Origin of the sequence: Rhizobium esperanzae, assembly GCF_014197615.1 — a bacterium.
In the GTDB taxonomy this organism is placed as follows: domain Bacteria; phylum Pseudomonadota; class Alphaproteobacteria; order Rhizobiales; family Rhizobiaceae; genus Rhizobium; species Rhizobium esperanzae_A.
Genome location: NZ_JACIFY010000009.1, coordinates 1 through 25,850, shown reverse-complemented (window position 1 = coordinate 25,850; position 25,850 = coordinate 1). Strand labels below are relative to the sequence as shown.

Annotated in this window: 23 protein-coding genes and 1 pseudogene; 8 read left to right on the top strand and 16 right to left on the bottom strand. The window is 60.7% G+C overall.

The genetic code is table 11. The features are described 5' to 3' along the window. The first annotated feature begins 61 nt into the window (after positions 1–61). Positions 62–286, top strand: a complete 225-nt coding sequence (locus tag GGD57_RS13575) for a hypothetical protein (protein WP_184470847.1) — start codon at positions 62–64, stop codon at positions 284–286. 77 nt (positions 287–363) lie between these two features. Further along, on the top strand, positions 364–744 hold the full coding sequence (locus tag GGD57_RS13570; RefSeq protein WP_184470478.1) for a DUF6481 family protein: 381 nt from the start codon (positions 364–366) through the stop codon (positions 742–744). A 142-nt stretch (positions 745–886) separates the two neighbouring features. Here the strand turns inward: GGD57_RS13570 and minE are convergent, their stop codons facing one another. The 16 genes from minE to GGD57_RS13490 form a co-directional block, all read right to left on the bottom strand. Beyond that, entirely contained in the window at positions 887–1,147 is a 261-nt protein-coding gene (gene minE, locus GGD57_RS13565; RefSeq protein WP_126910927.1) for a cell division topological specificity factor MinE, read from the bottom strand. Further along, on the bottom strand, positions 1,144–1,959 hold the full coding sequence (gene minD, locus GGD57_RS13560; protein ID WP_184470477.1) for a septum site-determining protein MinD: 816 nt from the start codon (positions 1,957–1,959) through the stop codon (positions 1,144–1,146). The genes minE and minD overlap by 4 nt, the downstream gene beginning before the upstream one ends. Positions 1,960–1,990: 31 nt before the next feature. Further along, positions 1,991–2,710, bottom strand: coding sequence for a septum site-determining protein MinC (gene minC, locus GGD57_RS13555; protein WP_184470474.1), 720 nt, complete (start codon positions 2,708–2,710; stop codon positions 1,991–1,993). A gap of 209 nt (positions 2,711–2,919) precedes the next feature. Then, positions 2,920–3,522: a methyl-accepting chemotaxis protein gene (locus GGD57_RS29380; protein WP_184470472.1), complete on the bottom strand. Its 603-nt coding sequence runs from the start codon at positions 3,520–3,522 to the stop codon at positions 2,920–2,922. A gap of 173 nt (positions 3,523–3,695) precedes the next feature. Then, entirely contained in the window at positions 3,696–5,033 is a 1,338-nt protein-coding gene (locus tag GGD57_RS13545) for an NAD(P)-binding domain-containing protein (RefSeq protein WP_184470470.1), read from the bottom strand. Positions 5,034–5,117: 84 nt separating this feature from the next. Beyond that, positions 5,118–6,158 carry a heme-dependent oxidative N-demethylase family protein gene (locus tag GGD57_RS13540; protein ID WP_184470468.1) on the bottom strand — a complete coding sequence of 347 codons (1,041 nt, stop codon included), beginning with the start codon at positions 6,156–6,158 and terminating at the stop codon, positions 5,118–5,120. A 34-nt stretch (positions 6,159–6,192) separates the two neighbouring features. Then, positions 6,193–7,158 (bottom strand): PDR/VanB family oxidoreductase, encoded by a 966-nt coding sequence (locus tag GGD57_RS13535; protein WP_184470466.1) that lies wholly within the window; start codon positions 7,156–7,158, stop codon positions 6,193–6,195. Beyond that, positions 7,155–7,760: a dimethylamine monooxygenase subunit DmmA family protein gene (locus GGD57_RS13530; protein WP_184470464.1), complete on the bottom strand. Its 606-nt coding sequence runs from the start codon at positions 7,758–7,760 to the stop codon at positions 7,155–7,157. The genes GGD57_RS13535 and GGD57_RS13530 overlap by 4 nt, the downstream gene beginning before the upstream one ends. 11 nt (positions 7,761–7,771) lie before the next feature. Then, positions 7,772–8,905, bottom strand: coding sequence for an aminomethyltransferase family protein (locus GGD57_RS13525; RefSeq protein ID WP_184470463.1), 1,134 nt, complete (start codon positions 8,903–8,905; stop codon positions 7,772–7,774). 130 nt (positions 8,906–9,035) lie between these two features. After that, a complete protein-coding gene (gene purU / locus GGD57_RS13520) occupies positions 9,036–9,920 on the bottom strand; it encodes a formyltetrahydrofolate deformylase (RefSeq protein WP_184470461.1) in 885 nt (294 codons plus the stop codon). Positions 9,921–9,993: 73 nt separating this feature from the next. Beyond that, positions 9,994–11,301 (bottom strand): type III glutamate--ammonia ligase, encoded by a 1,308-nt coding sequence (gene glnT / locus GGD57_RS13515; RefSeq protein WP_184470459.1) that lies wholly within the window; start codon positions 11,299–11,301, stop codon positions 9,994–9,996. A gap of 80 nt (positions 11,302–11,381) precedes the next feature. Continuing rightward, complete coding sequence (locus GGD57_RS13510; RefSeq protein WP_097616662.1) at positions 11,382–12,710, bottom strand: FMN-binding glutamate synthase family protein; 1,329 nt, start codon at positions 12,708–12,710, stop codon at positions 11,382–11,384. Between the two features lie 14 nt (positions 12,711–12,724). Beyond that, positions 12,725–13,411, bottom strand: a complete 687-nt coding sequence (locus GGD57_RS13505) for a GXGXG domain-containing protein (protein ID WP_184470457.1) — start codon at positions 13,409–13,411, stop codon at positions 12,725–12,727. A gap of 26 nt (positions 13,412–13,437) precedes the next feature. After that, the gene (locus GGD57_RS13500; RefSeq protein WP_184470455.1) at positions 13,438–14,343 is read right to left on the bottom strand and encodes a class II glutamine amidotransferase; all 906 of its coding nucleotides are present in this window, start codon (positions 14,341–14,343) and stop codon (positions 13,438–13,440) included. An 89-nt stretch (positions 14,344–14,432) separates the two neighbouring features. Then, on the bottom strand, positions 14,433–15,116 hold the full coding sequence (locus GGD57_RS13495) for a helix-turn-helix domain-containing protein (RefSeq protein ID WP_184470845.1): 684 nt from the start codon (positions 15,114–15,116) through the stop codon (positions 14,433–14,435). A gap of 81 nt (positions 15,117–15,197) precedes the next feature. Further along, positions 15,198–16,157: a GlxA family transcriptional regulator gene (locus GGD57_RS13490; protein ID WP_184470453.1), complete on the bottom strand. Its 960-nt coding sequence runs from the start codon at positions 16,155–16,157 to the stop codon at positions 15,198–15,200. A gap of 86 nt (positions 16,158–16,243) precedes the next feature. Here GGD57_RS13490 and GGD57_RS13485 point away from each other — a divergent pair, with 86 nt between their 5' ends. The 6 genes and pseudogenes from GGD57_RS13485 to GGD57_RS29190 all read left to right on the top strand — a co-directional run. Beyond that, positions 16,244–17,494, top strand: coding sequence for a sarcosine oxidase subunit beta family protein (locus tag GGD57_RS13485; protein WP_184470451.1), 1,251 nt, complete (start codon positions 16,244–16,246; stop codon positions 17,492–17,494). Between the two features lie 13 nt (positions 17,495–17,507). Continuing rightward, positions 17,508–17,789: a sarcosine oxidase subunit delta gene (locus GGD57_RS13480; protein WP_004674480.1), complete on the top strand. Its 282-nt coding sequence runs from the start codon at positions 17,508–17,510 to the stop codon at positions 17,787–17,789. Continuing rightward, the gene (locus tag GGD57_RS13475) at positions 17,786–20,740 is read left to right on the top strand and encodes a sarcosine oxidase subunit alpha family protein (protein ID WP_184470449.1); all 2,955 of its coding nucleotides are present in this window, start codon (positions 17,786–17,788) and stop codon (positions 20,738–20,740) included. The genes GGD57_RS13480 and GGD57_RS13475 overlap by 4 nt, the downstream gene beginning before the upstream one ends. Beyond that, complete coding sequence (locus GGD57_RS13470; RefSeq protein WP_184470447.1) at positions 20,733–21,281, top strand: sarcosine oxidase subunit gamma family protein; 549 nt, start codon at positions 20,733–20,735, stop codon at positions 21,279–21,281. The genes GGD57_RS13475 and GGD57_RS13470 overlap by 8 nt, the downstream gene beginning before the upstream one ends. Before the next feature lie 982 nt (positions 21,282–22,263). Further along, on the top strand, positions 22,264–23,157 hold the full coding sequence (locus GGD57_RS13465) for a hypothetical protein (RefSeq protein WP_184470445.1): 894 nt from the start codon (positions 22,264–22,266) through the stop codon (positions 23,155–23,157). Positions 23,158–23,181: 24 nt separating this feature from the next. Then, a pseudogene (locus tag GGD57_RS29190) lies at positions 23,182–25,850 on the top strand (hypothetical protein); the annotation flags it as partial.

Below are 25,850 nucleotides of genomic sequence, written 5' to 3'. Positions count from 1 at the left end.
TGCAACCGCTGCAAACCTCTGCGCGACACGCTCTGAACAGCGCATGAAAACCGGGACGCTTATGACAGAGACATACAGCAAGGCACGCAAGCAGGCTGAGATCGCCTTCGGAAACGCACAGTCGCAATTTTTAGCGCGAAACCGTGCAGTGGACGAGACAGACCCGACCCTGCGCGCCCGCGAGGAAAAGACCTTGAGGCTGCGCCAGGCGCGCGAGGCCAAGGAGGAGCAGGATCGCTTGGCAGCAGCCACCGCTCCTGCCGGGAAACGAAAAAAGAAAATCTGACGCTGGATCTGGATGATTTTAAGCCCGGATTGGCCTAAAATCATCCAGGTTTGAAGTCGAACAGTCAGGAAACAGATTTGAAAAACAGCAGAAACAACGAACTCTCCGATCGTCGCAGCGCCGCGGCCGACGCCAAGGCGGCTCTCCTCAACGCCTATCGCAGCGCCAAGGAGACGGCCGAACCGACCCGGCTCGCAAAGCAGGCCGAGCGTGTGGCTGTCGCCGCCGCCAGGGAAGAACGCCGCGCCGAGCGGGAACGGCTAAAGCTTGAGGAACGGGAGCGGGCGCAAGCTGTGGAAGCAGAACGCCAGGCTGCCGCAGAAGCTGCGCAACGGGCCGACATCGAGGCGCGCGAAACAGCCGAGAAAGAACGGATCGCGCGCGTGATTGCCGATGAAGCCGCCCGAAAGGCCGCACGCGACCTGCGTTACGCCAATCGGAAAGCCAGAAAGTCGTGATACTGGAGCATGTCGCGCAAAAGTGTGCAGCGGTTTGCGATAACGACATGCGTAAAAACAAAGACCTGAAGCACGAGAAGCGAATCTGAAAGATCGCGACGCGCTTTAGGCGCTGCCTGTTAGAAACAGGCAGCGCCGTCTTTCAAGCGGCCTGGACGGCTGCATTCAACGGAATTTCGACATCGATCTCCAGGGTCGAGACGAATTCGTTGCGGTCGATCGTCACCTGCACCTTGTCGTGGTCGAGCTCGACGTGCTTGGCGATGACCGCAAGGATTTCCTCGCGCAGTACCGACACCAGGTCGGACCCGGCCGAGGAACGCTCGTGGGCCAGCAGCACCTGCAGGCGTTCGCGGGCCGCCGGTGCGGTCCTCTGCTTGTTGAACAGACGGAAAATATTCATGCTGCCCTCCGTCCGAAGATCTTGCCGAAAATGTTCCGTTTTTCCTCAGGGATCGCGATCGGCAGAACCTCGCCGGCGAGCCGGCGGGCGGCATCGAAATAGGCCATCGCGGCCGGGCTGCGGCTTTCTGCCAGCGTGACCGGGGCGCCGATATTGGAGGCGCGCAGCACGTCCATGCTTTCCGGCACGATGCCGAGCAGCGGGATGGACAGGATCTCCAGCACGTCGTCGACCTTGAGCATGTCGCCGCGTTCGGCGCGGTTGGCGTCGTAGCGGGTCAGCAGCAGGTGCTTTTCCATCCGCTCGCCGCGTTCGGCTTTCGCGGTCTTGGCATCGAGCAGGCCGATGATGCGGTCGGAATCGCGCACCGACGAGACCTCAGGATTGGTGACGACGACGGCGACGTCGGCATGGCGCATGGCGAGCGTTGCGCCGCGTTCGATCCCGGCGGGGCTGTCGCAGATGATCCAGTCGAAATAGCGCTTCAGGTCGTTGATGACGCGCTCGACGCCTTCGGCGGTCAGATTGTCCTTGTCGCGCGTCTGCGAAGCCGGCAGCAGGAACAGCGTTTCCAGCCGCTTGTCGCGGATCAGCGCCTGGGGAAGCTTGGCATCACCCTGGATGACGTTGATCAGGTCGTAGACCACCCGGCGCTCAGCGCCCATGACGAGGTCGAGATTGCGCAGGCCGACGTCGAAATCGACGACCACGACTTTTTCATTGCGTTGCGCCAGCGCCGCTCCCAATGCGGCGGTCGAGGTCGTCTTTCCGACCCCGCCCTTGCCTGACGTGACGACGATCACTTTCCCCATGTCTCTCTCCTTTGTCGCGGCCACAGCCGGCTCAGATCAGTTTTTCCGCCATGATCGCATCGTCTTCGAGCCAGAGCTGAACAGCCTGTCCGCGAAGATTGGGGGCCATGTCTTCTGCCATTTTGTAGATGCCGTCGATTGCCACCAGCTCGGCCTCGAGCTTGCGGCAAAAGATCTGCGCCGATGCGTTTCCGATCGAGCCCGCCATGGCCCGGCCGCGCAGAGCGCCGTAAATATGGACCGATCCCCCGGCGATCACCTCGGCGCCGGAAGCGACCGATCCGATGATGGTGACGTCACCCTCCGGAAAGATCACCGACTGTCCCGAACGCACCGGTTCCCGGATGACGATCGATTGGGTGGCCGCACGTGTCTCGGCGGCTGCCGCTTTGACCGGCGGATCGGCGGTCTCCTTGGCGGGAACCTCGATGTCGGAAACCGACCGGCCGCCTTTGAGTGCCGGCGGCATGCCGGAGCCGAGGATCGACGGCCGCGCGCCTTCGATGCCCATGATGCTGACATTGCGCTTGGCAAGTTCGGCAATCAGCTCTTTCAGTTGCGGCCGGTCGATTTGCAGGTCCGTCAGGTCGAGCACGACGGGCCGTCCGAGGAAGAAGCCGGCCGAACGCGCGGCCAAATCGTCCAGCCTGGTCAACCAATCGTCGATCGGAAGATCAGGGGACAGCATGACCGCCAGGAAAGAACGGCCCTTGATGCGGATAGAGCGAGCGTCTGTTAGCACTTTGGTCATCTATGTGAAGAAATCGTTGACCATGTGTAGCGCTGCTATGGTTAACAAAAAGTTAACGCGGTCCGAATATTCCTCGTAACGGCACCGGTTTCCTGTTCGGCGGAATTAAGGCAATATATTGAAAAATATATGTAATTTCTGAAAACGCCGCAGGTTAACAACGCCGACGTTCCGGGTCGACGCCAAATCTTCCGCCGCTGCAGCAACCTTCAGCCTTGCGCCTTGCGCTGCGCATCGGAAATGGCGCGGGCGGCCTCCTCGGAGGAGTTGGCAAGCGTGCGCATCTCGGCGGCAAGCACGGCAAAACCCGATCCGGCAGTGCCTGCACGGGCCGCCTCGATGCCGGCATTGACGGCGAGCAGCTTGAGGTAGCGCAGCGATTGCAGGATCTCGCCGGTCTTGGAGGCGGTGACGCGCATGTCGGCGGTCTGTTCGTCGATTCGCTGGTAGAGCGATTCGATGTTGATGATGCTGCCCTCGAGATAGAGAAGCTCACCCTTCTGGTCCCAGATGCCGCCGCCGGTCTCCGTCACCCAGATGAGATGGCCCATGGCGTGGCGGATGCGGTATTCCATCGTCCAGTCGGCGCGCTTCTCCAGCGCCCGCCCGACGACCTCGTCCATCAACGGCACGTCCTCCTCGTACATGATCGAGGTGAAGGTGCGGCTGCGGTTGCCGACGATCTCGTCGGCGGGGTAGCCGAAGATGCGCTCGATGCCATTGGTCATCTCAAGCATCGTATAGTTTTCATCGGCGCGGCAGCGGTAGAGAAAGCCGTTCATGCGCCCGAGAATGCTTGTTTGAAAATCCATGAAGGCCACGTCCGAAGAGATGAGTTGCAGATGGATTTATGCCGTCTTCTTTTTGCTGATGCATGTCGTGATCGCAAAACCGCTGCACAATTTTGCGCGACATGCTTCAAAGACCGGCCGCAATTGCCGGAACTGAGTGGACAGGCACCCTGCTCCGGCAATGGCCCGCCTCGTCAGTTGCGCAGATATTCCTCCATGGAATCGTCGAGCGCCTCGACCCAGCGCGTGTGATGCGTCGGCGACATGTTGCCGGTCATCAGCGACCGGTAGGCATGGTCGCGGAAGCCCATGATGTTGTGGGCCTTGTGATGTTCCCATTCCATGAAGGTCCGGTTGGTGCCTTCGATGTCGAAGGAGGGGTAATCGGTCTCGGCCAGCAGTTCCTTCACATAGTCGCCCTGATACCAGATCATCTGCTCGGCATCCTCGAGCGTCTCCTCGCGGGCGCGCCACATGTCGAAATTGGCCTTCAGCTCTTCTTCCGGCGGCAGCCGGATGCGCCCCATCATCACGTCGCGCGCCCACCAGGCCTGCACGTCGAACATGTTGAACGTATAGAACTGATCCTGCATGCCGATATAGAAGAGCTGCGGGTTCCGGTCGAAGATCACGCCCTTGTAGAGGCTGTCGGCCCAGAGCCGGTTGGCGGTCTTCAGCCGCAGTTCGTCCGGCAGGAAAGGGAAATGGTGCTGGTATCCGGTGCACAGGATCAGCGCGTCGACCTCCTTGCTCGAACCGTCGAGGAAATGCGCAGTGCGGTTTTCGAGCCGGGTCAGCAGCGGCCGCTCCTCGAAATTCTCCGGCCATTTGAAGCCCATCGGCTTCGAGCGATAGCTCGTCGTCACCGATTTCGCGCCGTATTTCCAGCATTGGGAACCGATGTCCTCGGCTGAATAGCTGCGGCCGACGAGCAGGATATCCTTGCCTTTGAACTCCAGCGCGTCGCGGAAATCATGGGCGTGCAGCACCCGGCCGTTGAAGGTCTTCACGCCTTCGAAATAGGGCACGTTCGGCGTCGAGAAGTGACCGCTGGCCACGACGACATAGTCGAATTCCTCGTCATACATCCGGTCCTCGATGCGGTTATGCGCCGTCACCGTGAATTTCTTCGCCTGCTCGTCGAAGCGGACCATGCGCACCGGCGTGCTGAAGCGCACCCAATGGCGGACATTCGCCTTCTCGACGCGACCCTTGATATAATCCCAGAGCACGGCGCGCGGCGGATAGGAGGCGATCGGCTTGCCGAAATGCTCCTCGAAGGAATAGTCGGCGAATTCGAGGCATTCCTTCGGGCCGTTCGACCAGAGGTAACGATACATGCTGCCGTGCACCGGCTCGCCATATTCGTCGAGCCCGGTGCGCCAGGTATAGTTCCAGAGCCCGCCCCAGTCCGACTGCTTTTCGAAGCAGACGATCTCCGGGATTTCGGCGCCCTTCTGGGCGGCCGATTGGAAGGCGCGCAGCTGCGCCAGCCCGGAAGGACCAGCACCGATGACGGCAACTCTTGTCATGAAGCATTCCCCTCTTGATTATGTCGCAATTCGAAGTGGTACCGCATTCTCGCGCGTCCGGACGGACGCGCCGGGCTGCAGGTGTCAGTCGGGATAGATGCCGGGGCTGGTCGGGGCCCCGTCGTCATATCGGGAAAGCCAGTCGATCGTCGTCTGGCGAAAACGGGTGAGGCCCTTGTAGTCGATCAGCTCCGGCGGCAGCGTCTTCAGCACGCGCGGCAGGCGCCGCGCCCATTTCGGCACGGTGACGAGCTCTTCCATGTTCATCAGGTAGCAGCGGATGACGAAGAGGATGGCGTTCGAGCGCGGCAGGCGCCACAGGCTCTGCAGCTCGACGCGCAGATGCACCTTCTCTCCGACATTCTCCGGCGTCACCGTCGTACGATCGGGACCCCATTTGTGGTAATTTTCCGGGCTGGTGTCGAGCCGCGGATTGATCGTCATCGTCCAGTTGAAACGGCGCGTCGGCTTGCCCTGCTGCAGGTTCAGCAGGAATTTCAAGGCCCGGTCGAAGACGCCGATCTGGTGGGCGAGCGGCACCGGTCCATGCCATTCCATGAAATTCATGCCGATGTCGAAATCGAGCGACCAGTCGGCCTGGGTCGTCACCATGCCGGCATCCATCCAGAGATTGCCGTCGCGCTGATCGACGATGCAAAAATCGCCCTGGGCCTGGCGGGTGATGTATTCGAAGGGCTCACAGGGCAGCGTCGAGGCATCGCCGAAGGTAAAGCTGTGGTCGATGCCGAGCGGCCTGTTGATCCAGCGCCACTGGTCGCCGTTGCGGATCAGGGTGAAATGGTCGGGATAGCCCGCCGCCTGTTCTTCCATCAGCAGTTCGAGCGTGTCCCACTGCGCGCTCATCATGTGCGGCAGGGCCTGATAGCGCAGCGGATCTTCCTTCAGCACCAGCGCCCGGTCATGCATCTCGGCGACGTAATGTTCGTCGACGTCGATCAGGCTTTCGTAGACGGTCCCCGCCCGCCCGTGCACATGCGGCTCCATATTGACCGAATACATGTATTCGTCGCGGTCGAAGGGAAACGGGAAACGCCGGATATTCTCAGGGCTGTTCCGGTAGCTGAAATCGTTCCGGAAAGTTTCCTGCTTGAAGACGATTGCCATATCAGGTCTCCTTGTTCCGCTTTATCAGATGCCGCTAGAGATCAAGATGCAGCGTCTTTCCCTCGAAGCGGGAAACGCAGATCATCACCTTGCGGCCGGATGTTTTTTCTTCGCTCGTCAGATAGACGTCATTGTGCAGCAGCTTGCCGTCGCAGGTGACGACCCCGGTTTCGCATTGACCGCAGGCCCCGCCGCGACAGAGGAAAGGCGCGTCGACGCCCGCCGCCTCGATCGCCTCCAGCATGCTTTCGTGGTGGCCGACCTTGACGGTCTTGCCGGAACGGATTAGCTCGATGGTGAAGGGCTTGCCTGATAGAGACGACAGGAAGCGTTCCGAATGCAGATTCTGCTCCGGCCAGCCGGCCTCCAATCCTGTTTTCAACACGCCGTCGATCATGCCCGACGGGCCGCAGACGTAAAGATGCGTGCCGAGCGGCTGGCTGTCGAGCAGGCGCGTCAGCGGGATGGCGCCGCCTTCGGCGTCGCAATGGATCTTGATGCGATGCGGGCCGTAGCGTTCCAGGAGATCCCGCCAATAGGCGCCGCGGTCGCGGGTGCGGATGGCATAATGCAGTTCGAAATTGGCGCCCTCGCGGGAAAACTGCTCCATCATCGCAATGAAGGGCGTAATGCCGATGCCGCCGGCAATCAGAAGATGTTTGCGCCCGCGCCAATCCGGCTGGAAGAGGTTGACAGGATAGCTGACCTTCAGCTGGTCGCCTTCCCGCACCTTCTCATGCATGAAGGTGGAGCCGCCGCGTGAATCCTCGACATGCAGGACGCTGATCTCGTAGGCGGCGCAATCATGCGGCGGCGACATCAGCGAATAGGCGTTGCGTCTGACATGGCCGCCGTCGTTCATCGAGACGATGATATGGGCGCCGCCGGAGAAATAGGGCATTGGCGCGCCATCCAGGCGTTCGAAGCGAAAGCGCTTGACGCGCTCGGCGATCGGGGTGATCCGCGCCACGCGGACGGGAATTTCAGTGCCACCGCTCAAAGGAACAACTCCTCCGGATCGGGCGCGCTGCCGGGCTCTTCCGCGTCGATGTTGACGCCCTGGAAGGCGGCGAGCCGGCGCGAATAATGATCGCGCACCAGAAGCGTCAGCCCGCAATGGCTGCAGGCAAACGGGCTCATGGTGACGTCGTCGGTAATGCCCTTGCAATGGACGCATTGCACCCGCCTGGCAAGCGAACCACGGTGCTCGGTGATGAGAGAGGCATGGTCCATGCCGTAATCGAGCGCCACCAGCATCGCCTGGCCGATGAAGCCTTCGGTGCCTGCGATATAAAGGCGGGTGCCCATATGGGCGGTGGCGAGCGAGCCCTTCAATCGGAAGATGAGGGTTGCAATGGTCGGCGCCGTGAAGAACATATCGGCGCCGAGACCGCGCAGCGCCTCGCCCAGGCCGGACCCTTGCGAGCCGCGGGCGACATAGAGGATCTCGCTGCGGGAAAGGGCCGCTTCGTCAAGCGCTGGCCGCTGGTCGAGGAGAGCTCTGGCGCCCTCCCCTTCGAGCGCGAAAATGTGCCGCCGGGCGCGCGGCTGGATGGTCAGGCCCTTATAGACTGGTCGGCTCTTGATGCCTGCAACGAGCATTCGCGTGCTCCTTAACCCAAGGCAGTCCTCTTCTTCTTCTCCGGATCGTCGAAGGGAAGCGTATGGGCGGTGCCGCCTGCCTTCACGGTCTTGCCGCGGACCTCGAGTTTCGTCCCATGCACCGCCTTGTCAACGTCGAGGCGGGCGATCGCCATGGATTTCTTCGTCAGCGACGAATAGCTTGGGCAGGTGATGACGCCGACCTTCCTGCCGTCGGCAAAGACCTCGTCGCCGAGATCGGCCGGTCCGTCGGCATCGATCAGCATGCCGAAGATCTTGAAGCGTTCCTTGCCCTTGAGGCGGGCATGTTCCTCGGCGCCGCGGAAACCGGTCTTGCCGGGGCTGACGGTGAAGTCGAGGCCGAGTTCCCAGAGGCTGTCGCCGGGCGGCTGGTCGGCGAAGGGATACATCTGCGAATTGTCGTAGGGATAAAACAGCAGGTAGCTTTCGACGCGCAGCATGTCGAGCACCGAGAAGCAGCAGGGGATGATGCCCATCTCCTTGCCTTCCTCGACGATCCGGTCCCAGACCATGACGGCATCCTGGCCACGCACGAAGAGCTCGTAACCGCGTTCGCCGGTATAACCGGTGCGCGAGATCATCACCGGCGCACCGAACAGCGTCGTCTGCATATGGTGGAAATATTTGAGATCGCGGATGCCGGGCACGTATTTGGCGAGATAATCGACCGCGAGCGGGCCCTGCAGCGACAGATCGTGCAGGTCGTCGTCGAAGAGCACGGCGCAGTTGCGGCCTGCCGCCTGCCTGACGACTTCCTCGTGGCCGGAGCCGGAACCATGCACCAGCATCCAGGAATTCGGACCGGTGCGATAGACGATGCAGTCGTCGGTGAAATGGCCGCGCTCGTTCAGCATGGTCGCGTAGACCGAGCGGCCGGGATAGATCTTCGTCAGATCGCGGGTGGTGATGTAATCGAGCACGGCGATGGCATGCGGACCGACCAGATGCACCTTCTTCAGGCCGGAGACATCCATGAGGCCGGCCTTGGTACGGACGGCGACATGTTCTTCCGACATGTCCTTGTCGTAGGTCCAGGCGGTCCCCATGCCGCTCCAGTCCTCGAGCTTCGATCCCAGAGCGCGATGCCGATCCGCCAACACGGAGAAACGCCATGATAATGCCATTACCGTTCCCTCTTATTTCCTCTATGGAATATTTATTTCTTGACTATATAAGCCTTTCGCGTCGTGGCAAGCCCATCCGACGTGCATTTCCCAAAACTTCGATAGCGTCTGTCCGGCACCGATGACCCTCTTACCCCATGCGTTCGGAAGCGTAGCTGCCGGGGCTTGCGGGGAAGACGACGGTGCGGTTGCCGTTGATGAAGGTGCGGTGGTGGATATGGGCGTGGATGGCGCGCGCCAGCACCTGGCTTTCGACATCGCGGCCGATCGAGACGTAGTCGTCGGGCGACTGCGCATGGGTGATGCGCGCCGTGTCCTGCTCGATGATCGGGCCTTCGTCGAGATCGGCGGTGACGTAATGGGCGGTCGCCCCGATCAGCTTGACGCCTCGGCCATAGGCCTGCTTGTAGGGGTTGGCGCCCTTGAAGCTCGGCAGGAAGGAATGGTGGATGTTGATGATCTTGCCCGACATCTTCTGGCACATCTCGTCCGACAGGATCTGCATGTAGCGGGCGAGCACGATCAGTTCGGTGCCGGTCTGCTCGGCCACCTCCATGATACGGGCTTCGGCCTGCACCTTATTAGCCTTGGTGACCGGAATATGGTGGAAGGGGATGTCGTGGTTGACGACGACCTTCTGGTAGTCGAAATGGTTGGAGACGACGCCGACGATATCGATCGGCAGCGCGCCGATCTTCCAGCGGTAGAGCAGGTCGTTGAGGCAGTGGCCGAAGCGCGACACCATCAAGAGCACCTTCATGCGCTTCTCGCTGTCGTGGAATTCGTAATCCATCGCAAAGGGCGCGGCGACGGCGGAAAAATCAGCGCCGATCTCGGCGCCCGAAAGCCCCTCTTCGGAAATGAACGAGACGCGCATGAAGAACTTGCCGGTATCGAGATCGTCGAACTGGCTGGAGTCGATGATGTTGCAGCCCTTCTCGGCCAGATAGCTCGAAATCGCCGCAACGATGCCGCGCGTCGATTTGCAGGATACCGTAAGAATGTACTGGGTCATGGGGCGATCCGAACGAAGGAGAAGACCCCGTGCCCGTGGCACGGGGGAGATGGCTGCGGATGCGGCTGGGAACTCAAATATCCAGCGTGGTGCTCCGCTCCCACTCGGTGAAATGCGAGCAATAGGTGTTCCACTCGCTGTGCTTCAGTTTGAGGTAGGCGGAGGAGAACTCCGCACCCAGCGAAGCGCGCAATTCTTCGTCCTTCTCGTATTCGCGCAGCGCATCGAGGAGATTGAGCGGCAGCTTCGGGGCGTCGGTCACCGTATGCCCGTCACGATACATATCGATATCGTAGTGGCGGCCGGGATCGGCTTGCGATCGAATGCCCGAAAGGCCGGCGGCGATAATGATCGCCTGCAGGAGATAGGGATTGACCGCGCCATCGGGCAGCCGCAGTTCGAAGCGGCCGGGGCCCGGCACACGCACCATGTGCGTCCGGTTGTTGCCGGTCCAGGTGACGGTATTCGGTGCCCAAGTTGCGCCCGAAATCGTCCTCGGCGCGTTGATGCGCTTGTAGGAATTGACCGTCGGATTGGTGACGGCGGCGAGCGCCGAGGCATGTTTCATGATGCCGCCGAGGAAGGTTTTGCCCTGGGCGGAGAGCCCGAAGGGCATTTCCCTGTCCGCGAAGGCGTTGACCTTGCCGTCGATATCCCAAACGGAAATGTGGGCATGGCACCCATTTCCGGTCAGGCCCTTGAAGGGCTTCGGCATGAAGGTGGCGCGAAGCCCGTGTTTTTCGGCGACCGACTTGACCATGAACTTGAAGAAGGAGTGCTTGTCCGCCGTCTGAAGGGCGTCGTCATATTCCCAGTTCATCTCGAACTGGCCGTTCGCATCCTCATGGTCGTTCTGATAGGGCTTCCAGCCGAGTTCGAGCATGTAATCGCAAATTTCGGCGATGACGTCATAGCGGCGCATCACCGCCTGCTGATCGTAGCAAGGCTTCTCGGCGGTATCGAACTGATCCGAAATCACCGAGCCGTCGGCGGAGATGAGGAAGAATTCCGGCTCCACGCCGGTTTTCACCCGGAGCCCTTCTTTCGCAGCCTCGGCGACCAGTCTTTTCAGCAGCACGCGCGGCGCCTGTTCGACAGGCCGGTCGTCCATGACGCAGTCGGCCGCGACCCATGCGACGTCCTTCTTCCATGGGAGCTGGATGACGGAGGAAGCATCGGGAACCGCAAACAGGTCCGGATGGGCAGGCGTCAGATCGAGCCAGGTCGCAAAACCCGCGAAACCGGCGCCATCCTTCTGCATATCGGCAATGGCTTCAGCCGGGACCAGTTTGGCGCGTTGGCCGCCGAAGAGGTCCGTGTAGCTGATCATGAAATATTTGATGCCTTTGTCTCTGGCAAAAGCAGCAAGGTCCAGTGTCATTCTCGTTCCCCTTTGGATTTCTTCGAGACACTTTGGTCATGGAAATGAGACGGCCGGGACTTTGGCCCGGCCGGTAGAAATCAGAAGCCTCCCTTGCCGGGAATCCAGTTGGTGCCGGCGAGCGGCACCTGCGCCATGGCCGATGCCTCGATCGTCAGTGCGACGAGATCTTCCGGCTCGAGGTTGTGCAGATGGTTCTTGCCGCAGGCGCGCGCGATCGTCTGCGCCTCGAGCGTCATCACCTTGAGGTAGTTGGCAAGGCGGCGGCCGGCCGCAACCGGGTCGAGGCGTTTTGCCAGTTCCGGGTCCTGGGTGGTGATGCCGGCCGGATCCTTGCCTTCATGCCAATCGTCATAAGCGCCGGCCGTGGTGCCGAGCTTCTGATATTCCTCTTCCCAGTGCGGATCGTTGTCGCCGATCGCCACAAGTGCGGCCGTGCCGATCGCGACCGCATCGGCGCCGAGCGCCAGCGCCTTGGCAACGTCGGCGCCGGAGCGGATGCCGCCGGAAACGATGAGCTGCACCTTCCGATGCATGCCGAGGTCCTGCAGCGCCTGAACGGCCGGGCGAATGCAGGCGAGTGTCGGCATGCCGACATTCTCGATGAAGACGTCCTGTGTGGCCGCCGTGCCGCCCTGCATGCCGTCGAGCACGACGACGTCGGCGCCAGCCTTGACGGCAAGGGCGGTGTCGTAATAGGGGCGCGCGCCGCCGACCTTGACGTAGATCGGCTTTTCCCAATCGGTGATCTCGCGCAGCTCCATGATCTTGATTTCCAGATCGTCGGGGCCGGTCCAGTCCGGATGGCGGCAGGCCGAGCGTTGGTCGATCCCCTTCGGCAGATTGCGCATATTGGCGACGCGGTCGGAGATCTTCTGGCCGAGCAGCATGCCGCCGCCGCCGGGCTTGGCGCCCTGGCCGACCACGACTTCGATCGCGTCGGCGCGGCGCAGATCCCTGGGATTCATGCCGTAGCGGGAAGGCAGGTACTGGTAGACCAGCGTCTGCGAATGGCCGCGTTCCTCATCGGTCATGCCGCCGTCGCCTGTCGTGGTCGAAGTGCCTGCGATCGTCGCACCGCGGCCGAGCGCTTCCTTGGCATTGCCGGACAGCGCGCCGAAGCTCATGCCGGCAATGGTGATCGGCGTCTTCAGCGTGATCGGCTTCTTGGCGAAACGCGAGCCGAGCACCACTGTCGTGTCGCACTTCTCGCGATAGCCTTCGAGCGGATAACGCGAGATCGAGGCGCCGAGGAACAGCAGGTCGTCGAAATGCGGAACCTTGCGCTTGGTGCCGGCGCCACGGATGTCATAGATGCCGGTGGCCGCCGCGCGGCGGATTTCGGCCAGCGTATAGTCGTCGAAAGTCGCGGACTTGCGGGGCGGGGTATAGGGGTTGTGATAGCTCATGGATGTCCCTCGCCTCAATACGCGTCGGCGTTGTCGATGTTGAAATTGTAGAGCTTGCGGGCCGAGCCGTAGCGCTTGAACTCTTCGGGGCGGACGCCCGTGACCCCAGCGCGCTCGAGCAGCTCGGCGAGTTTCTCCAGATGCTCTGGCCGCATCTCTTTCTCGATGCAGTCGGAGCCGAGGCTCTTGACCTCGCCGCGGACGAAGAGCTTGGCTTCGTAGAGTGAATCCCCCAGCGCATCGCCGGCGTCGCCGAGCACGACGAGATGGCCGGACTGGCCCATGAAGGCCGACATGTGGCCGATGCTGCCGTGAACGACGATGTCGATGCCCTTCATCGAAATGCCGCAGCGCGAGGCCGCATTGCCCTTGATGACGAGCAGGCCGCCGCGGCCGGTGGCGCCGGCATACTGGCTGGCGTCGCCCTCGATGACGACGGTGCCGGACATCATGTTTTCGGCAACGCCCGGACCGGCCGAGCCGTGAACCGTAATGGTGCCGCCGTCATTCATGCCGGCGCAGTAATAGCCGACCGATCCCCTGACCGCGACCGTGACGGGGCTGTCGATGCCGACGGCGACCGCATGGCTGCCGCGCGGGTTGACGACTTCGAATTCGGTGTCGTTCGCCCCTTGGGAAAGGGCGTACAGCGCACTGTTCAGTTCGCGAAGAGGGGTGTTGGAAAGATCGAATATGGGCATTTATTCCTCATTGCTCCGGGCGCCCCTCAGGCGGCCTTGTCGTGATCCCAGAAGTAAACGGTTGCCGGCTCCGGCTCCCAGACACGGGCATTCTCGATGCCGGGAAGGTTGACCAGCGCGCGGTATTCCGAACCGAAGGCGACGTACTGGTCGGTCTCGGCCATGACGGCGGGCTTGCAGGCGATCGGGTCGCGCACCACGCCGAAGCCGGATTTGGTGCCGACGACGAAGGTGAAGAAACCGTCGAGATCGTCGAGCGCGCCGGTCAGCGCCTGGCCGAGATCCTTGCCCTTGGCCATTTCGGCTGTGAGATAGGCGGCGGCGACTTCGGAATCGTTCTGCGTCTCGAAGGTCATGCCTTCGCGCACCAGTTCGCGGCGCAGATTGTTGTGGTTGGAGAGCGAGCCGTTGTGCACCAGGCACTGGTCGGCGCCGGTCGAGAATGGATGGGCGCCGAGCGTGGTGACGGCGGATTCGGTCGCCATGCGCGTATGGCCGATTCCGTGGGTTCCGCTCATTGCGCGGACGCCGAAGCGTGCCACGACGTCCTTGGGGAGGCCGATTTCCTTGTAGATCTCGACGCTTTCGCCCGAGCCCATCAGGCGGATTGCCGGGCGGATCCGTTCGAGCGTCTCGCGCACGTCTGCAAGCTTGGAAGCATCGAGCTCGATGACCGCGTGCGTGCTCTTGACCCACACATGGGCTTTGATGCCGGCCTTCTCGAGGTCGCCGGCGAGGCCCTCGAAATCGGCGCCCGGATTGGCGGACTGGATGGTGATCTTTGCCCTGCCCTCGGACGTGCCGCCATAGATCGCGATGCCGGCCGAATCCGGCCCGCGATCGGTCATGGTGATCAGCATATCCGAGAGCAGATTCCCGAGCTGGGGTTCAAGGCTCTTGTCCTTGAGGAACAGTCCTACAATGCCGCACATGGCGCGTGCCTCCGTTCATGTTGAGAAAGGAGTAGCAGGTCTCTATTGGGACATCAACTGGGAAGAATAAAGTTTTCCTCTAAGGCAATTCAGCTCCGCGAGCTCTGCTGGGGATAACTGATGATCGACAGGTATTTGCTCGGCAGTTTTACCAGCTGTTCCGGCCCATGCGGCGCATCGGCGTCGAAGAACAGGCTGTCGCCCGGCTGCATCTGGAAAAGCTGGTCGCCGTGGCGGTAGACCACCTCGCCTTCCAGCATATAGAGGAACTCCATGCCCTCGTGCTGGAAGGTCGGGAAGATGTCGGAATCGGCCGTCAGCGTGATCAGATAGGGCTCGACGATGACCCCGCTGGTATTGTTGTCGATATGGCCGAGCAGATTATATTGGTGGCCGGCGCGGGTGCCGCGCCGTTCGAGTTCGACGCCCTGCCCTGCCTTGACGAAGACGGCATTGCGCGGCTCCTCGAAGCGGCGGAAAAAGGCGGTGAGCGGCACGCCGAGCGCCCGCGACAGCGATTGCAGTGTCGTCAGCGACGGTGAGATATTGCCGTTCTCGATCTTCGACAGCATGCCGAGCGAAATGCCGGTCGCGGCCGCCAGATCGGTGACGGTGATGCCGAGTTTCTTGCGGTAGGCGCGCACCTCATGGCCGATCGCCATTTCGAGGTTGTTTTCCTTCGGTTCCCGAACGGCGTGCGGATCCTGGGAAAAGGGCGTGCGTCCGCCCTCTGCCTGTTCCGGTTGATCTGCCGCTTCGCCCTTGGCTTTCATCGGATTTTTCACTGCTGCCTTCTCTTTTGCGTCAAGGCAATCCTATCGCCATAGTGAAAATTTCTCAACCGTGAAGAAAACCTATTCCCGCCGCGCCGCCCGGGGAGCGATGCCGTAAACAGCACGGAACATCCGGGAAAAATGGCTGAGACTGGAAAAACCGGTGGCAACAGCGATCTCCGAGACGGAAAGCGGGCTCTGTTTCAGCAGGCGGTGGGCATGTTGCAGCCTGATCCTGCGGTATTGATCGAGGAAGCTGGTGCCGAGATGGGTCGCAAACAGCCGGTCGAGATGGCGGGTGGTGACGCCGGCAATGCGCGCCATGGCGGCGCGCTCGAGCGGCATCTCGATCGTCTCCTCCATCCGTTCGAGAACGCTCAGCAGGCCGGGGTGGTGGACGCCGTAGCGCTCGGCGAGCGAGGCGCGCTGCGGAGCGGCGGGTTCGTTGATCTCGGTGTGAAGATACCAGTCGCTGACCCGGCGGGCGAAATCCGGTCCCATGCGCTCGGCGATCAGCACATGCATCATATCGAGGGCGGAGATGCCGCCGCCGCAGGTGATGCGGTTGCCGTCGATCATGAAACGCGCCTGGCGCGGCGTCAGCTCCGGGAAGGCTTCGAGAAGGGCTGCCGCATATTCCCAGTGGATGGTGAAGTCGCGGCCGGCAAGCAGACCGGCGGCGGCCATCAGATAGGGGCCGCCCGATATGCCGCCGATCCGCATGCCTTCGCGCGACAGCTGCCTCAGGCAGGCAAGCACGCCGGGATATCGCCAGTCCCGGGGCAGACCGCCGGCGCAGACGAAGGCGGTGCCAAGGCCCGATCCCCGCATGGGAAGAGGTTCGGCGGGCACGCTGACGCCGGAGGAGGAAAGGGCCGGCGCGCCGTCCGGTGAATAGGTGGAGACACGATAGATCTCGCGGCCGGCCAGAAGATTTGCCGCCCGCAGCGGTTCCGTCGCCGAGGCATAGGACATCAGCGCAAATCCCGGAATCAGGATGAAGCCGATCGTCTGGACATTTCTGCTATCAAGTGAGGACATGTCCCTTTCTTAGCGATTCATGTCCCTATTGTGCAAGTCCGCACGCTTCTTTCTGGCATCATGCAGCTGTTCTTTCCGGGTGATCCATGCGCTATTCCGCTCTTTCGATTTTTCTGAACGGCCTTCGCGGCAACAAAGGCTGGGCGCCTGCCTGGCGCGATCCGGCGCCGAAGCCGCATTACGACGTCGTCATCGTCGGTGGCGGCGGTCACGGCCTGGCCACCGCCTATTATCTCGCCAAGGAATTCGGCATTACCAATGTCGCCGTGCTCGAAAAGGGCTATCTCGGCTCAGGCAATATCGGCAGGAACACCACGATCATCCGGTCGAATTACCTGTTGCCGGGCAACAATCCCTTCTACGAACTGTCGATGAAGCTCTGGGAAGGCTTGGAGCAGGACTTCAACTTCAACGCCATGGTTTCGCAGCGCGGCGTGCTGAACCTCTTCCATTCCGATGCGCAGCGTGACGCCTATACGCGCCGCGGCAACGCCATGCGGCTGCACGGCGTCGATGCCGAGTTGCTCGACCGGCAGGCGGTGCGCAGGAAGCTGCCCTTCCTCGATTTCGACAATGCCCGTTTCCCGGTCATGGGTGGTCTATACCAGCCGCGCGGCGGCACGGTGCGCCACGACGCGGTCGCCTGGGGTTATGCCCGCGGCGCAGACAGCCGCGGCGTCGACATCATCACCCAGTGCGAAGTCACCGGCATCCGCACCGAAAACGGCAAGGTGACCGGCGTCGAGACCAGCAGGGGCTTCATCGGTTGCGGCAAGCTGGCGCTGGCGGCGGCCGGCAATTCCACCGTGGTCGCCGATATGGCCGGCCTTCGCCTGCCGATCGAAAGCCATGTGCTGCAGGCCTTCGTCTCCGAAGGGCTCAAACCCTTCATCGACAATGTCGTCACCTTCGGCGCCGGGCATTTCTATGTCTCCCAGTCGGACAAGGGCGGCCTGGTCTTCGGCGGCGATATCGACGGCTATAATTCCTATGCCCAGCGCGGCAATCTGGCTTCGGTCGAACATGTCGCCGAGGCCGGGATTGCGATGATCCCGTCCTTGTCGCGCGTGCGCTACCTGCGCTCCTGGGGCGGGGTGATGGATATGAGCATGGACGGCTCGCCGATCATCGACCGCACCCATATGGATAATCTCTATCTCAACGCCGGCTGGTGTTACGGCGGCTTCAAGGCCACGCCCGCCTCCGGCTTCTGCTACGCCCATCTGATCGCCCGCAACACGCCGCACCAGACGGCGCGCGCCTTCCGGCTCGACCGTTTCGCGCGCGGCTATCAGATCGATGAAAAGGGCGTCGGCGCCCAGCCCAATCTGCACTGAGGACATTTAGACGATGGCAAGCCTGATTTCATGTCCCCATTGCGGCGTCCGGCCCAAGGAGGAATTCTCGATCCGCGGCGATGCGAACCTTGTCCGGCCGGCGCCGGATGCCGGCGCGGATGCCTGGTACGACTATGTCTATCTCAGAGACAATCCGAAGGGCCGGCATAGCGAATACTGGCACCATTCCTCCGGATGCCGCCGCTGGCTGATCGTCGAGCGCGATACCGTCACCCATAAGGTCCATGGCGTCAGGGATGCCGCCCTTGCCAAGCTCGGCGGAGAACCGGCATGACGAGCTTCCGTCTTTCCTCCGGCGGCCGCATCGACCGCGCCAGGACACTGGGCTTCACCTTCGACGGCAAGGCGCTGCAAGGCCATCCGGGCGATACGCTCGCCTCGGCGCTGCTGGCCAACGGTATCCAGCTCGTCGGCCGCAGCTTCAAATATCACCGCCCGCGCGGCATCCTGACGGCGGGAGCCGCCGAACCGAACGCGCTGGTGACGACAGGCAGCGGCGGGCGCACCGAACCGAATACGCGTGCGACGATGATCGAGCTTTATGAGGGGCTGACGGCCAAGAGCCAGAACCGCTGGCCTTCGCTCGGTTTCGATGTCGGCGCGGTCAACGGCCTGCTCTCGCCTTTCCTCAGCGCCGGTTTCTACTACAAGACCTTCATGTGGCCGGCGGCCCTCTGGGAAAAGCTCTACGAGCCGGTGATCCGCAAGGCGGCGGGTCTTGGCCGGGCCTCCTACGACGCCGATCCCGACGCCTATGAGAAATGCTGGGCGCATTGCGATCTGCTGGTGATCGGCGCCGGCCCTGCCGGCCTCGCCGCGGCGCTGACGGCGGGGCGCGCCGGCGCGCGCGTCATCCTTGCCGACGAAGGCGCCGAACTCGGCGGCAGCCTGCTCTCGGACAATGGCGCTGTCGACGGCAAGCCGGCGGACGCTGTTCTCGGCGAGCTGCTGGCCGAACTCGAAGGGCTTTCGAATGTGCGCCGTCTGCCGCGCATGACCGTGTTCGGCTGGTACGACGACAATGTTTTCGGCGCGGTCGAACGTGTGCAGAAGCATGTGGCGCTGCCCGATCCCGAGCGCCCGGTCGAACGGTTGTGGCGCATCGTCGCCCGCCAGGCGATCCTGGCGACGGGAGCCGAGGAGCGGCCGCTCGTCTTCGGCGGCAACGATATTCCAGGCGTGATGATGGCAGGCGCCATGCGCAGCTATCTCAATCGGCAGGCGGTAGCACCTGGCGAAAGTACGGTGATCTTCACCACCAACGATACTGCATATGACACCGCCGCCGACCTCGAAGCCGCCGGCCTTCGAGTTGCAGCGATCGTCGACAGCCGCGCCGATGGCGGCAAGTTTTGGCAGGGCCGCGCCGAAGTTCTGCGGGGCGCCCGGATCATCGATGCAGAGGGCGGCAAGCGCCTGCGCGGTGTCAGCGTCGAGACCGCAGGCGGCATTCGCCGGATCGACGCGGATGCGCTTGCGATGTCGGGCGGCTGGAGCCCGGTCATTCATCTGGCCTGCCATTGCGGCGGCAAGCCGCAATGGTCCGAGGAGTCTTCGGCCTTTCTGGCGCCGGCATCACAGGACGGTCTTGCCGTCGCCGGCGCAGCCGCCGGCCTTGCACAGACCGCAGCCTGCCTCGGTGATGGCGCGGCAAAGGCTGCCGCCGCGCTGCAGGCAATCGGCCTCGCCGCGGAACCGGCCTTTGCCTCAGGCACGGAGACGGCTCCGCACGCAAAGCCGCTCTGGTCGGTCAAGGGCTCGAAGGGCAAAGCCTTTGTCGATTACCAGAACGACGTGCATCTCAAAGATCTCGGCCTTGCCGTGCGTGAGGGCTACGGCCATGTCGAACTTGCCAAGCGTTACACCACATCAGGCATGGCGACCGACCAGGGCAAGCTCTCCAACATCAACGCCATCGGCATCCTTGCCGAGGCGCGCGGCGTATCGCCCGCCGAGGTGGGAACGACGACCTTCAGGCCCTTCTACACACCTGTCTCCTTCGGCGCTTTGACCGGGGCATCGCGCGGCAAGGATTTCCAGCCGGCGCGCAAATCGCCGCTGCACGGCTGGGCGAAAAAGAATGGCGCGGTCTTCGTCGAAACCGGCCTCTGGTACCGCTCCTCCTGGTTCCCGCGCGCCGGCGAGACGACGTGGCGCGAAAGCGTCGATCGCGAGGTGCTGAACATCCGCAAGAATGCCGGCCTCTGCGACGTCTCGACCCTCGGCAAGATCGAAATCTTCGGCAAGGATGCTGCGACCTTCCTCGACCGGGTCTATTGCAACGGCTTCGCCAAGCTGGCCGTCGGCAAGGCGCGTTACGGCATCATGCTGCGCGAGGATGGCTTCATCTATGATGACGGTACCACCAGCCGCTTCAGCGACGACCATTTCTTCATGACGACGACGACGGCGCTGGCCGCCGGGGTGCTGACCCATCTCGAATTCTGCGCCCAGACGCTCTGGCCGGAACTCGACGTCTGTTTCGCCTCCTCGACCGATCAATGGGCGCAGATGGCCGTCGCCGGGCCGAAGTCGCGCGCCATCCTCTCGGAAATCGTCGACGAGGATCTTTCCGATGCGGCCTTCCCCTTCATGAGCGCCCGCAAGGTGTCGCTATTCGCAGGCCGCCTCGAAGGCCGGCTCTTCCGGATCTCCTTCTCGGGCGAACTCGCTTACGAGCTGGCGGTGCCGGCTGGCTACGGCGAAAGCGTTGCCGATGCCATCATGGCGTCAGGCGAGAAACACGGCATCTCAGCCTATGGTGTCGAAGCGCTCGGCGTCATGCGCATCGAAAAGGGCCATGTCACCCATGCCGAGATCAACGGCACGGTTACCCCTGGGGATCTCGGTTTCGGCCGCATGATTTCCAGCACCAAGCCGGATTTCATCGGCAAGGCGATGCTTGCCCGCGAAGGCCTGCAGGATCCCGAGCGTCCGCGCCTCGTCGGCGTCAAGCCGCTCAATCCGGCAAGCGGCTTCCGCACCGGCTCGCATATCCTTGCCGAAGGCGCTGCGGCGACGCTCGAAAACGACCAGGGTTACGTCACCTCGAGCGCCTTCTCGCCGAGCCTCGGCCATACGATCGGCCTGGCGCTGGTCCGGCGCGGACCTGAGCGCATCGGCGAAAAGGTGACGGTCTGGAACGGCCTGCGCAATGAATTCACCGATGCGGTGCTCTGCCATCCCGTCTTCATCGATCCCGAAAACGAGAAGCTCCATGCCTGATCTTCCCCAGCACAAACCGGTTCTTGCCGGAGCGGCATATAGTGGCATTTCTGGAGCAGGCATCCGGCTGGAGGCCCTGCCGGAAGGCCATCTCCTGCACGTGCTCGGCACGATCGAGCCGGCGGCTCTCGCCACGGAATTGGCCAAAGCCGGCTTTACCAGCAGTTCGATCCGCAAGGCCGGCTTCCGCCAATGGTTCGTCGCCGGCGACGAGCCGCTCTCGCCTGCCGGTCTGAATGCACTTGCGGCGGCCCTTGCTGGAAAAGCCTTCGTCATAGACCAGAGCCACGGACGCGTGCGCATCGGCATATCAGGCCGGTCTTCGCGGGTGCTTCTTTCAAAGGGCACCGCCGTCGATCTCGATCCCGCCGTCTTTGCGGAAGGCAGTTCTGTGATGACCATGATCGGCCATATCTCCGTGCAGATCGCCCGCACCGGCGACGACAGCTTCGAACTCACGGTCCTGCACAGTTTTGCCGAAAGTCTGTGGGACGAGCTTAAGCATATGGCGACAAGCGCCGAAAAGGACAGTGGCGCATAAGGGCAGCCGCGCCGGCACAAAGATCGATGATTGACTGAAATTAGCTGGAAGGTTCAGCTTTGCGGCGCCGGTGGCATGCAGCCCTCAACGATCGAGCCAACACCAGAATTCGCTACAGTCAGTGGAGAGCCAAAACTTTGGCGCAGAAACTGAGATTTAGTTAGGCCGTGGAGATCGAGTTTAAGGGGTCATCGGCAAAAAAACTGCTGTGTCGGCAAATGTCCGTTCACGGGGCCAGAAACGGTGTCCAAGTTCAAAGAGTGCTTCGGCTAAATGGTGCCAAATTCTGCAGCCCAGGCATCACCATCTCAAGGTAAGCGACTATCACAACCGCCGGTGGCTGCAAGCCAAGCACAAAGAAGCCATCCGGCATCGAAATTATCTGTCTTCGGTATGAAGACCTAACGAGCTGCCCTTGTTGACGTGGTGGACGCGCCGGACTGCGCGTTTTGCCAGTGGCGGGTTCATGAATGAGTAACAGTCGCCTGCCTAACCAGACTTGCATCAATTAAAAATGCATAATTCCTAATAAAGATAGAAACTATGTTCGATTTAACAACGGTCGCTCGCAAGCTACTAGAAACGATTGCAGGAAAGCGACAGCTCGCGACGAATTTAGCAGAATAACTCCAATAGGAATCTAGGGGTTCTCGGGTGCGTCCTTCTGTCGCTCTCCGAAATCAAGCTAAGATTGTGAAAGCTACTTGATTGAATCATGAAAACGCTTTTATCGTAAAGGTCGATATCACGGGGTTTTACAAGCATGTGGCGACAGCCAAGGAGAGAAAAGATCATCTCTATCGCAAGGTTCGCGACTGACTTAGTGAGGATTAAGCCCGCATTTTGCCGAGGAACAATTTTTTTACTTAGGACATTTTCAACTCTGCTTTGCGCCCTATCTCGGCCGGCCGGCTTGGCTGAAAATTGATATGCGCTGCAATTTTGTTGAAGTCTAAAGGTTGAATAGACCAAGGATGTTATTGTGGAAGATAACTACGAGCGCGATTTCATCGCGTTTCACGAATGGCCTGTTAGATGGCTAATCTCTCTACGGATGCGCCGGATCGCACCGTCCGTCTTGATAGGCTGGTACGTGCTGGCATATCGCTATTTGCTGAGGCTCCTTGGCTTGGCCGCATTGGTGCTATTTCCGACGATCGCATTCGCTACGAGCGAATTCGAGTTGCAGTGTCACAAGCTCTTACCCTCTGCCGACGCATTCTATGAGAGATGTCAGAAAGACGCCGTTCCTTTTGGCAGAACGTTTTATCCTAGCGGCGGCAACAGGGGGGAAGAAGAATACTACCGTGTTCTCTTCGACGATAATAGCGGAAACTCCCATTTCATCTTGGGTTGCGCCATCGCCAACGCAAATGTAAAAATGGTCAGTATCTACTATAAGACGTCGATCGAACCTCTTCCACCACTAAGAGAAGAATATATCCAGTATGCCGACCTCCAAGGGCATATAGGCCTGAACATTAATGGCCAAAGGCGCATTCTACTCGCGGTTCGGCAAATTGTGACGGAGAAGATCCCAGCGCGTTATAATTGGGGCGTCACGAATTGCGGCATCAGCGATCTTGAGGGAAGTGCACCAAACGCGAACAGTCCTAAATTCTTAAGGGATGGCCGCCATCGGCCAAATGGATTTTGCTCCGGGCTGGACGTCCCGTGCAGAAACAGGCCGTACGTCACCCTCTTTGGGGACGGATTAAATGACACCATCTTCATGCCCGAGCGGGGTGTTTTTGTCGACGGCAACGGTACGCTCATTGTTCCGCAAGCCCGGTATGAGGATGCCTGCCAAAACTGGTTGAACGATATATATGGCCCGACAGCTATTATTCTTGAGGGCTGCAAGAAAAGAGACTGATAATATATTTACAAGGTGATGAAAATGAAAAATTCGTCGGCATTTGTACCTTTAGTTCTTCCTAACTACAACGTAATGTCTCCTCTCCAGCTTGAAGCGCCCGGCTTGGGACACGCTGGTTTCATGATTGTCGATTCACTCGGGCGCGATCAATACTATGAGTTCGGAAGATATAGTGCCGCCAAGAATAGTAACCTCATCACGAACCATCCTACGAATTCTGGGAACGTTCGCAGCGTTTCAATTCCAGGTTTGATGTCGTTTGATGAAGATGGAAAGATTTCGCAGAATTCTTTACGCAGTGCATTGGATCATGTGTATGGCGCGTCTGGTATGTATAAGGCAGATACCGGAGTTGCCGTTGTAACTCAGTTTGGAATAAATAAGCTACAATACGATGATATTTCAGCATATCTGGATTCATTCATCGACAATGTTAACGCCGGCAAGCAATCATACGGCATCCTTGGTACGAATTGTATCCAGTTTGTGGAGGATGCCGCAAAGGCCGCTAATTTGAAGATTAGCATAACTCAGGATTTGCCGCACACTAGCATTCCCAACATCGAAGCGGGGAATATCCTCTCAAGGGCGGGAGCAGGTTTCTTGTATTCCGGCCCGAATTCCTGGTTGGGAAGTGGAATCGAAGCCACAGGAACCATTCATGCGAACGTAGAGCAGTCATTGGATGCCATCGTCCAGACCGGCAACGCAATTGACCAGTGGGGAACCGCTGCGAGCCAGGGTCTTGCGCCTCTGAATACATTGAACTCGGCACCTCAAGTGCCGACCGCCCCCACTCTTCCTGTTGACCCGATAAGTTTCAAGCCCCTCTATGCTCCTTCCCCACTCACCTCCGTCACTCCACTTACACCGGCATCGTTGTCGGATTTTAGGAATTTCTGGGACGCCTCTTCCTATGACGAGGGCGGTGGATATTCGAGTGGGTCCGGTCGCGGTGGATCCTCCGATATCTACGGCGGGTATGGCTCGTCATCCTGGGGCGGTGGCTCTTTCGGCGATGATGGCTCTTTCGGCGGCAGCGGTGGCTCTCCCGGTGGCGATGGCGGCCGTGGTGGTGGCGGTGGTGGTGGCGGCGGTCCATTCGACAAATGGAACGGGCCGGACGAAGGCGACAGAGGGCGCAACGCCCATGATTTAGGATGGGGAAAAGGGTCTAACCCCTTCGATAACTGGAACGGGCCGGACGAAGGCGACAAAGGGCGTAACGCTCATGACCTGGGGTGGGGGCAAAGAGAATGGACCGACTATGGCGTAGGCAAAGGTCTGCATTGGGCGACGGATACGGGAGATTATGATCCTGACGCGGTCGAAGGTGTACCAGTTCTCCTCGATCTTTCCGGTAACGGTTTGAGCATCGACGAGCTGTCAAACTCCTCGAAATTCGTAGATATCGATGGCGATGGCTATCTGCATCGGACCGCCTGGGCAGGTGCCGGCACCGGTGTGCTTGTCATCGATGCAAATGGTGACGGCAAGATCAGCCAATCGAATGAATTCGTCTTCACTGAGTGGGACTCTTCGGCGACGAGCGACCTCGAGGCGCTGAAGCATGTCTTCGACACCAATGGCAACGGCAAGCTGGATGCAGGGGATGTCCAATGGTCGAAATTCCGTGTGGATGTAAACGGACAACTCGTCACTCTCGACGGCCTCGGCATCACCTCGATCGACCTGACCCCAAAGGGAAGCGGCCAAACCTTTAGCGACGGTTCCGCTATCACTGGAACCACGACCTTCACCCGTGCTGATGGCACGACGGGAACCGTCGGTGATGCGCAACTGATGGCCGATGACGACGCCTATATCGTCAAGACGACCAGCGCGACGAAGGCCGACAGTTCGGTCGAGAAGACGATTCTTGCCTACGACAAGGATGGCAGCCTAGCCTTCCGCAATATCGTTACGACAAGCGCCGATGGCAAAAGTGTCCAGACGCAGTTCGACGACGATGGCAATGGCACTTTTGACCGCTCGCAGACCAATGTGCTCACCGTCGATGCATCAGGCGTCCAGACCAAGACCGTCTCCAACTTCAATGCGGATGGGTCGCTGAAGGATCGCACCACGACGGTCACCAGCGCCGATCATCTGACCGTGACGACCACGGTTGACCAGGACGGCGATGGCATTGCTGACCAACGGCAGACTTTTGTCAAAAGCGCCGATGGTTCGACCACCACGACCACGCAGCAACTCAGCGTCAACGGGACGCTCCTGTTTGGGACAGCCGTCACCAGCTCCGCCGATGGCCTGACCAAGACGACCAGTCTCGACCCGGACGGGAATGGGGCCCACGACGATATTGTCACCGAGACCACAACGGTCGCGGCGGATGGCAGCCGCACCAAAACAGTGATCGATCGCAGCTCGAACGGTAAGGTTCTGTCAGAGGTCGACACGTCCATGAGTGCTGACGGCCGCACCATCACCGTATCGGTCGATGCAGACGGTAACGGACCCCGCGAAACCAAAACTGTCACCACATCCACCACAGCGGCGTCAGGCGACGTGACGCTCGTCACTTCAACCTACAACACAAACGCATCCTCTATTCTGCGCTCGAAATCGACGACGGTCACCACCGCCAACGGATTGTCGAAGACGACGACGAGCGACTTAAACGCCGACAACGTCATTGATTTCACCGATACCGATGTGACAGTGATCGA

Coding starts and splice junctions, on each gene's coding strand:
- GGD57_RS13575 (WP_184470847.1), top strand. CDS start 62: ATGACAGAGACATACAGCAAGGCACGCAAGCAGGCTGAGATCGCCTTC.
- minE (WP_126910927.1), bottom strand. CDS start 1,147: ATGAATATTTTCCGTCTGTTCAACAAGCAGAGGACCGCACCGGCGGCC.
- minD (WP_184470477.1), bottom strand. CDS start 1,959: ATGGGGAAAGTGATCGTCGTCACGTCAGGCAAGGGCGGGGTCGGAAAG.
- minC (WP_184470474.1), bottom strand. CDS start 2,710: ATGACCAAAGTGCTAACAGACGCTCGCTCTATCCGCATCAAGGGCCGT.
- GGD57_RS29380 (WP_184470472.1), bottom strand. CDS start 3,522: ATGGATTTTCAAACAAGCATTCTCGGGCGCATGAACGGCTTTCTCTAC.
- GGD57_RS13545 (WP_184470470.1), bottom strand. CDS start 5,033: ATGACAAGAGTTGCCGTCATCGGTGCTGGTCCTTCCGGGCTGGCGCAG.
- GGD57_RS13540 (WP_184470468.1), bottom strand. CDS start 6,158: ATGGCAATCGTCTTCAAGCAGGAAACTTTCCGGAACGATTTCAGCTAC.
- GGD57_RS13530 (WP_184470464.1), bottom strand. CDS start 7,760: ATGCTCGTTGCAGGCATCAAGAGCCGACCAGTCTATAAGGGCCTGACC.
- GGD57_RS13525 (WP_184470463.1), bottom strand. CDS start 8,905: ATGGCATTATCATGGCGTTTCTCCGTGTTGGCGGATCGGCATCGCGCT.
- purU (WP_184470461.1), bottom strand. CDS start 9,920: ATGACCCAGTACATTCTTACGGTATCCTGCAAATCGACGCGCGGCATC.
- glnT (WP_184470459.1), bottom strand. CDS start 11,301: ATGACACTGGACCTTGCTGCTTTTGCCAGAGACAAAGGCATCAAATAT.
- GGD57_RS13510 (WP_097616662.1), bottom strand. CDS start 12,710: ATGAGCTATCACAACCCCTATACCCCGCCCCGCAAGTCCGCGACTTTC.
- GGD57_RS13505 (WP_184470457.1), bottom strand. CDS start 13,411: ATGCCCATATTCGATCTTTCCAACACCCCTCTTCGCGAACTGAACAGT.
- GGD57_RS13500 (WP_184470455.1), bottom strand. CDS start 14,343: ATGTGCGGCATTGTAGGACTGTTCCTCAAGGACAAGAGCCTTGAACCC.
- GGD57_RS13495 (WP_184470845.1), bottom strand. CDS start 15,116: ATGAAAGCCAAGGGCGAAGCGGCAGATCAACCGGAACAGGCAGAGGGC.
- GGD57_RS13490 (WP_184470453.1), bottom strand. CDS start 16,157: ATGTCCTCACTTGATAGCAGAAATGTCCAGACGATCGGCTTCATCCTG.
- GGD57_RS13485 (WP_184470451.1), top strand. CDS start 16,244: ATGCGCTATTCCGCTCTTTCGATTTTTCTGAACGGCCTTCGCGGCAAC.
- GGD57_RS13480 (WP_004674480.1), top strand. CDS start 17,508: ATGGCAAGCCTGATTTCATGTCCCCATTGCGGCGTCCGGCCCAAGGAG.
- GGD57_RS13475 (WP_184470449.1), top strand. CDS start 17,786: ATGACGAGCTTCCGTCTTTCCTCCGGCGGCCGCATCGACCGCGCCAGG.
- GGD57_RS13470 (WP_184470447.1), top strand. CDS start 20,733: ATGCCTGATCTTCCCCAGCACAAACCGGTTCTTGCCGGAGCGGCATAT.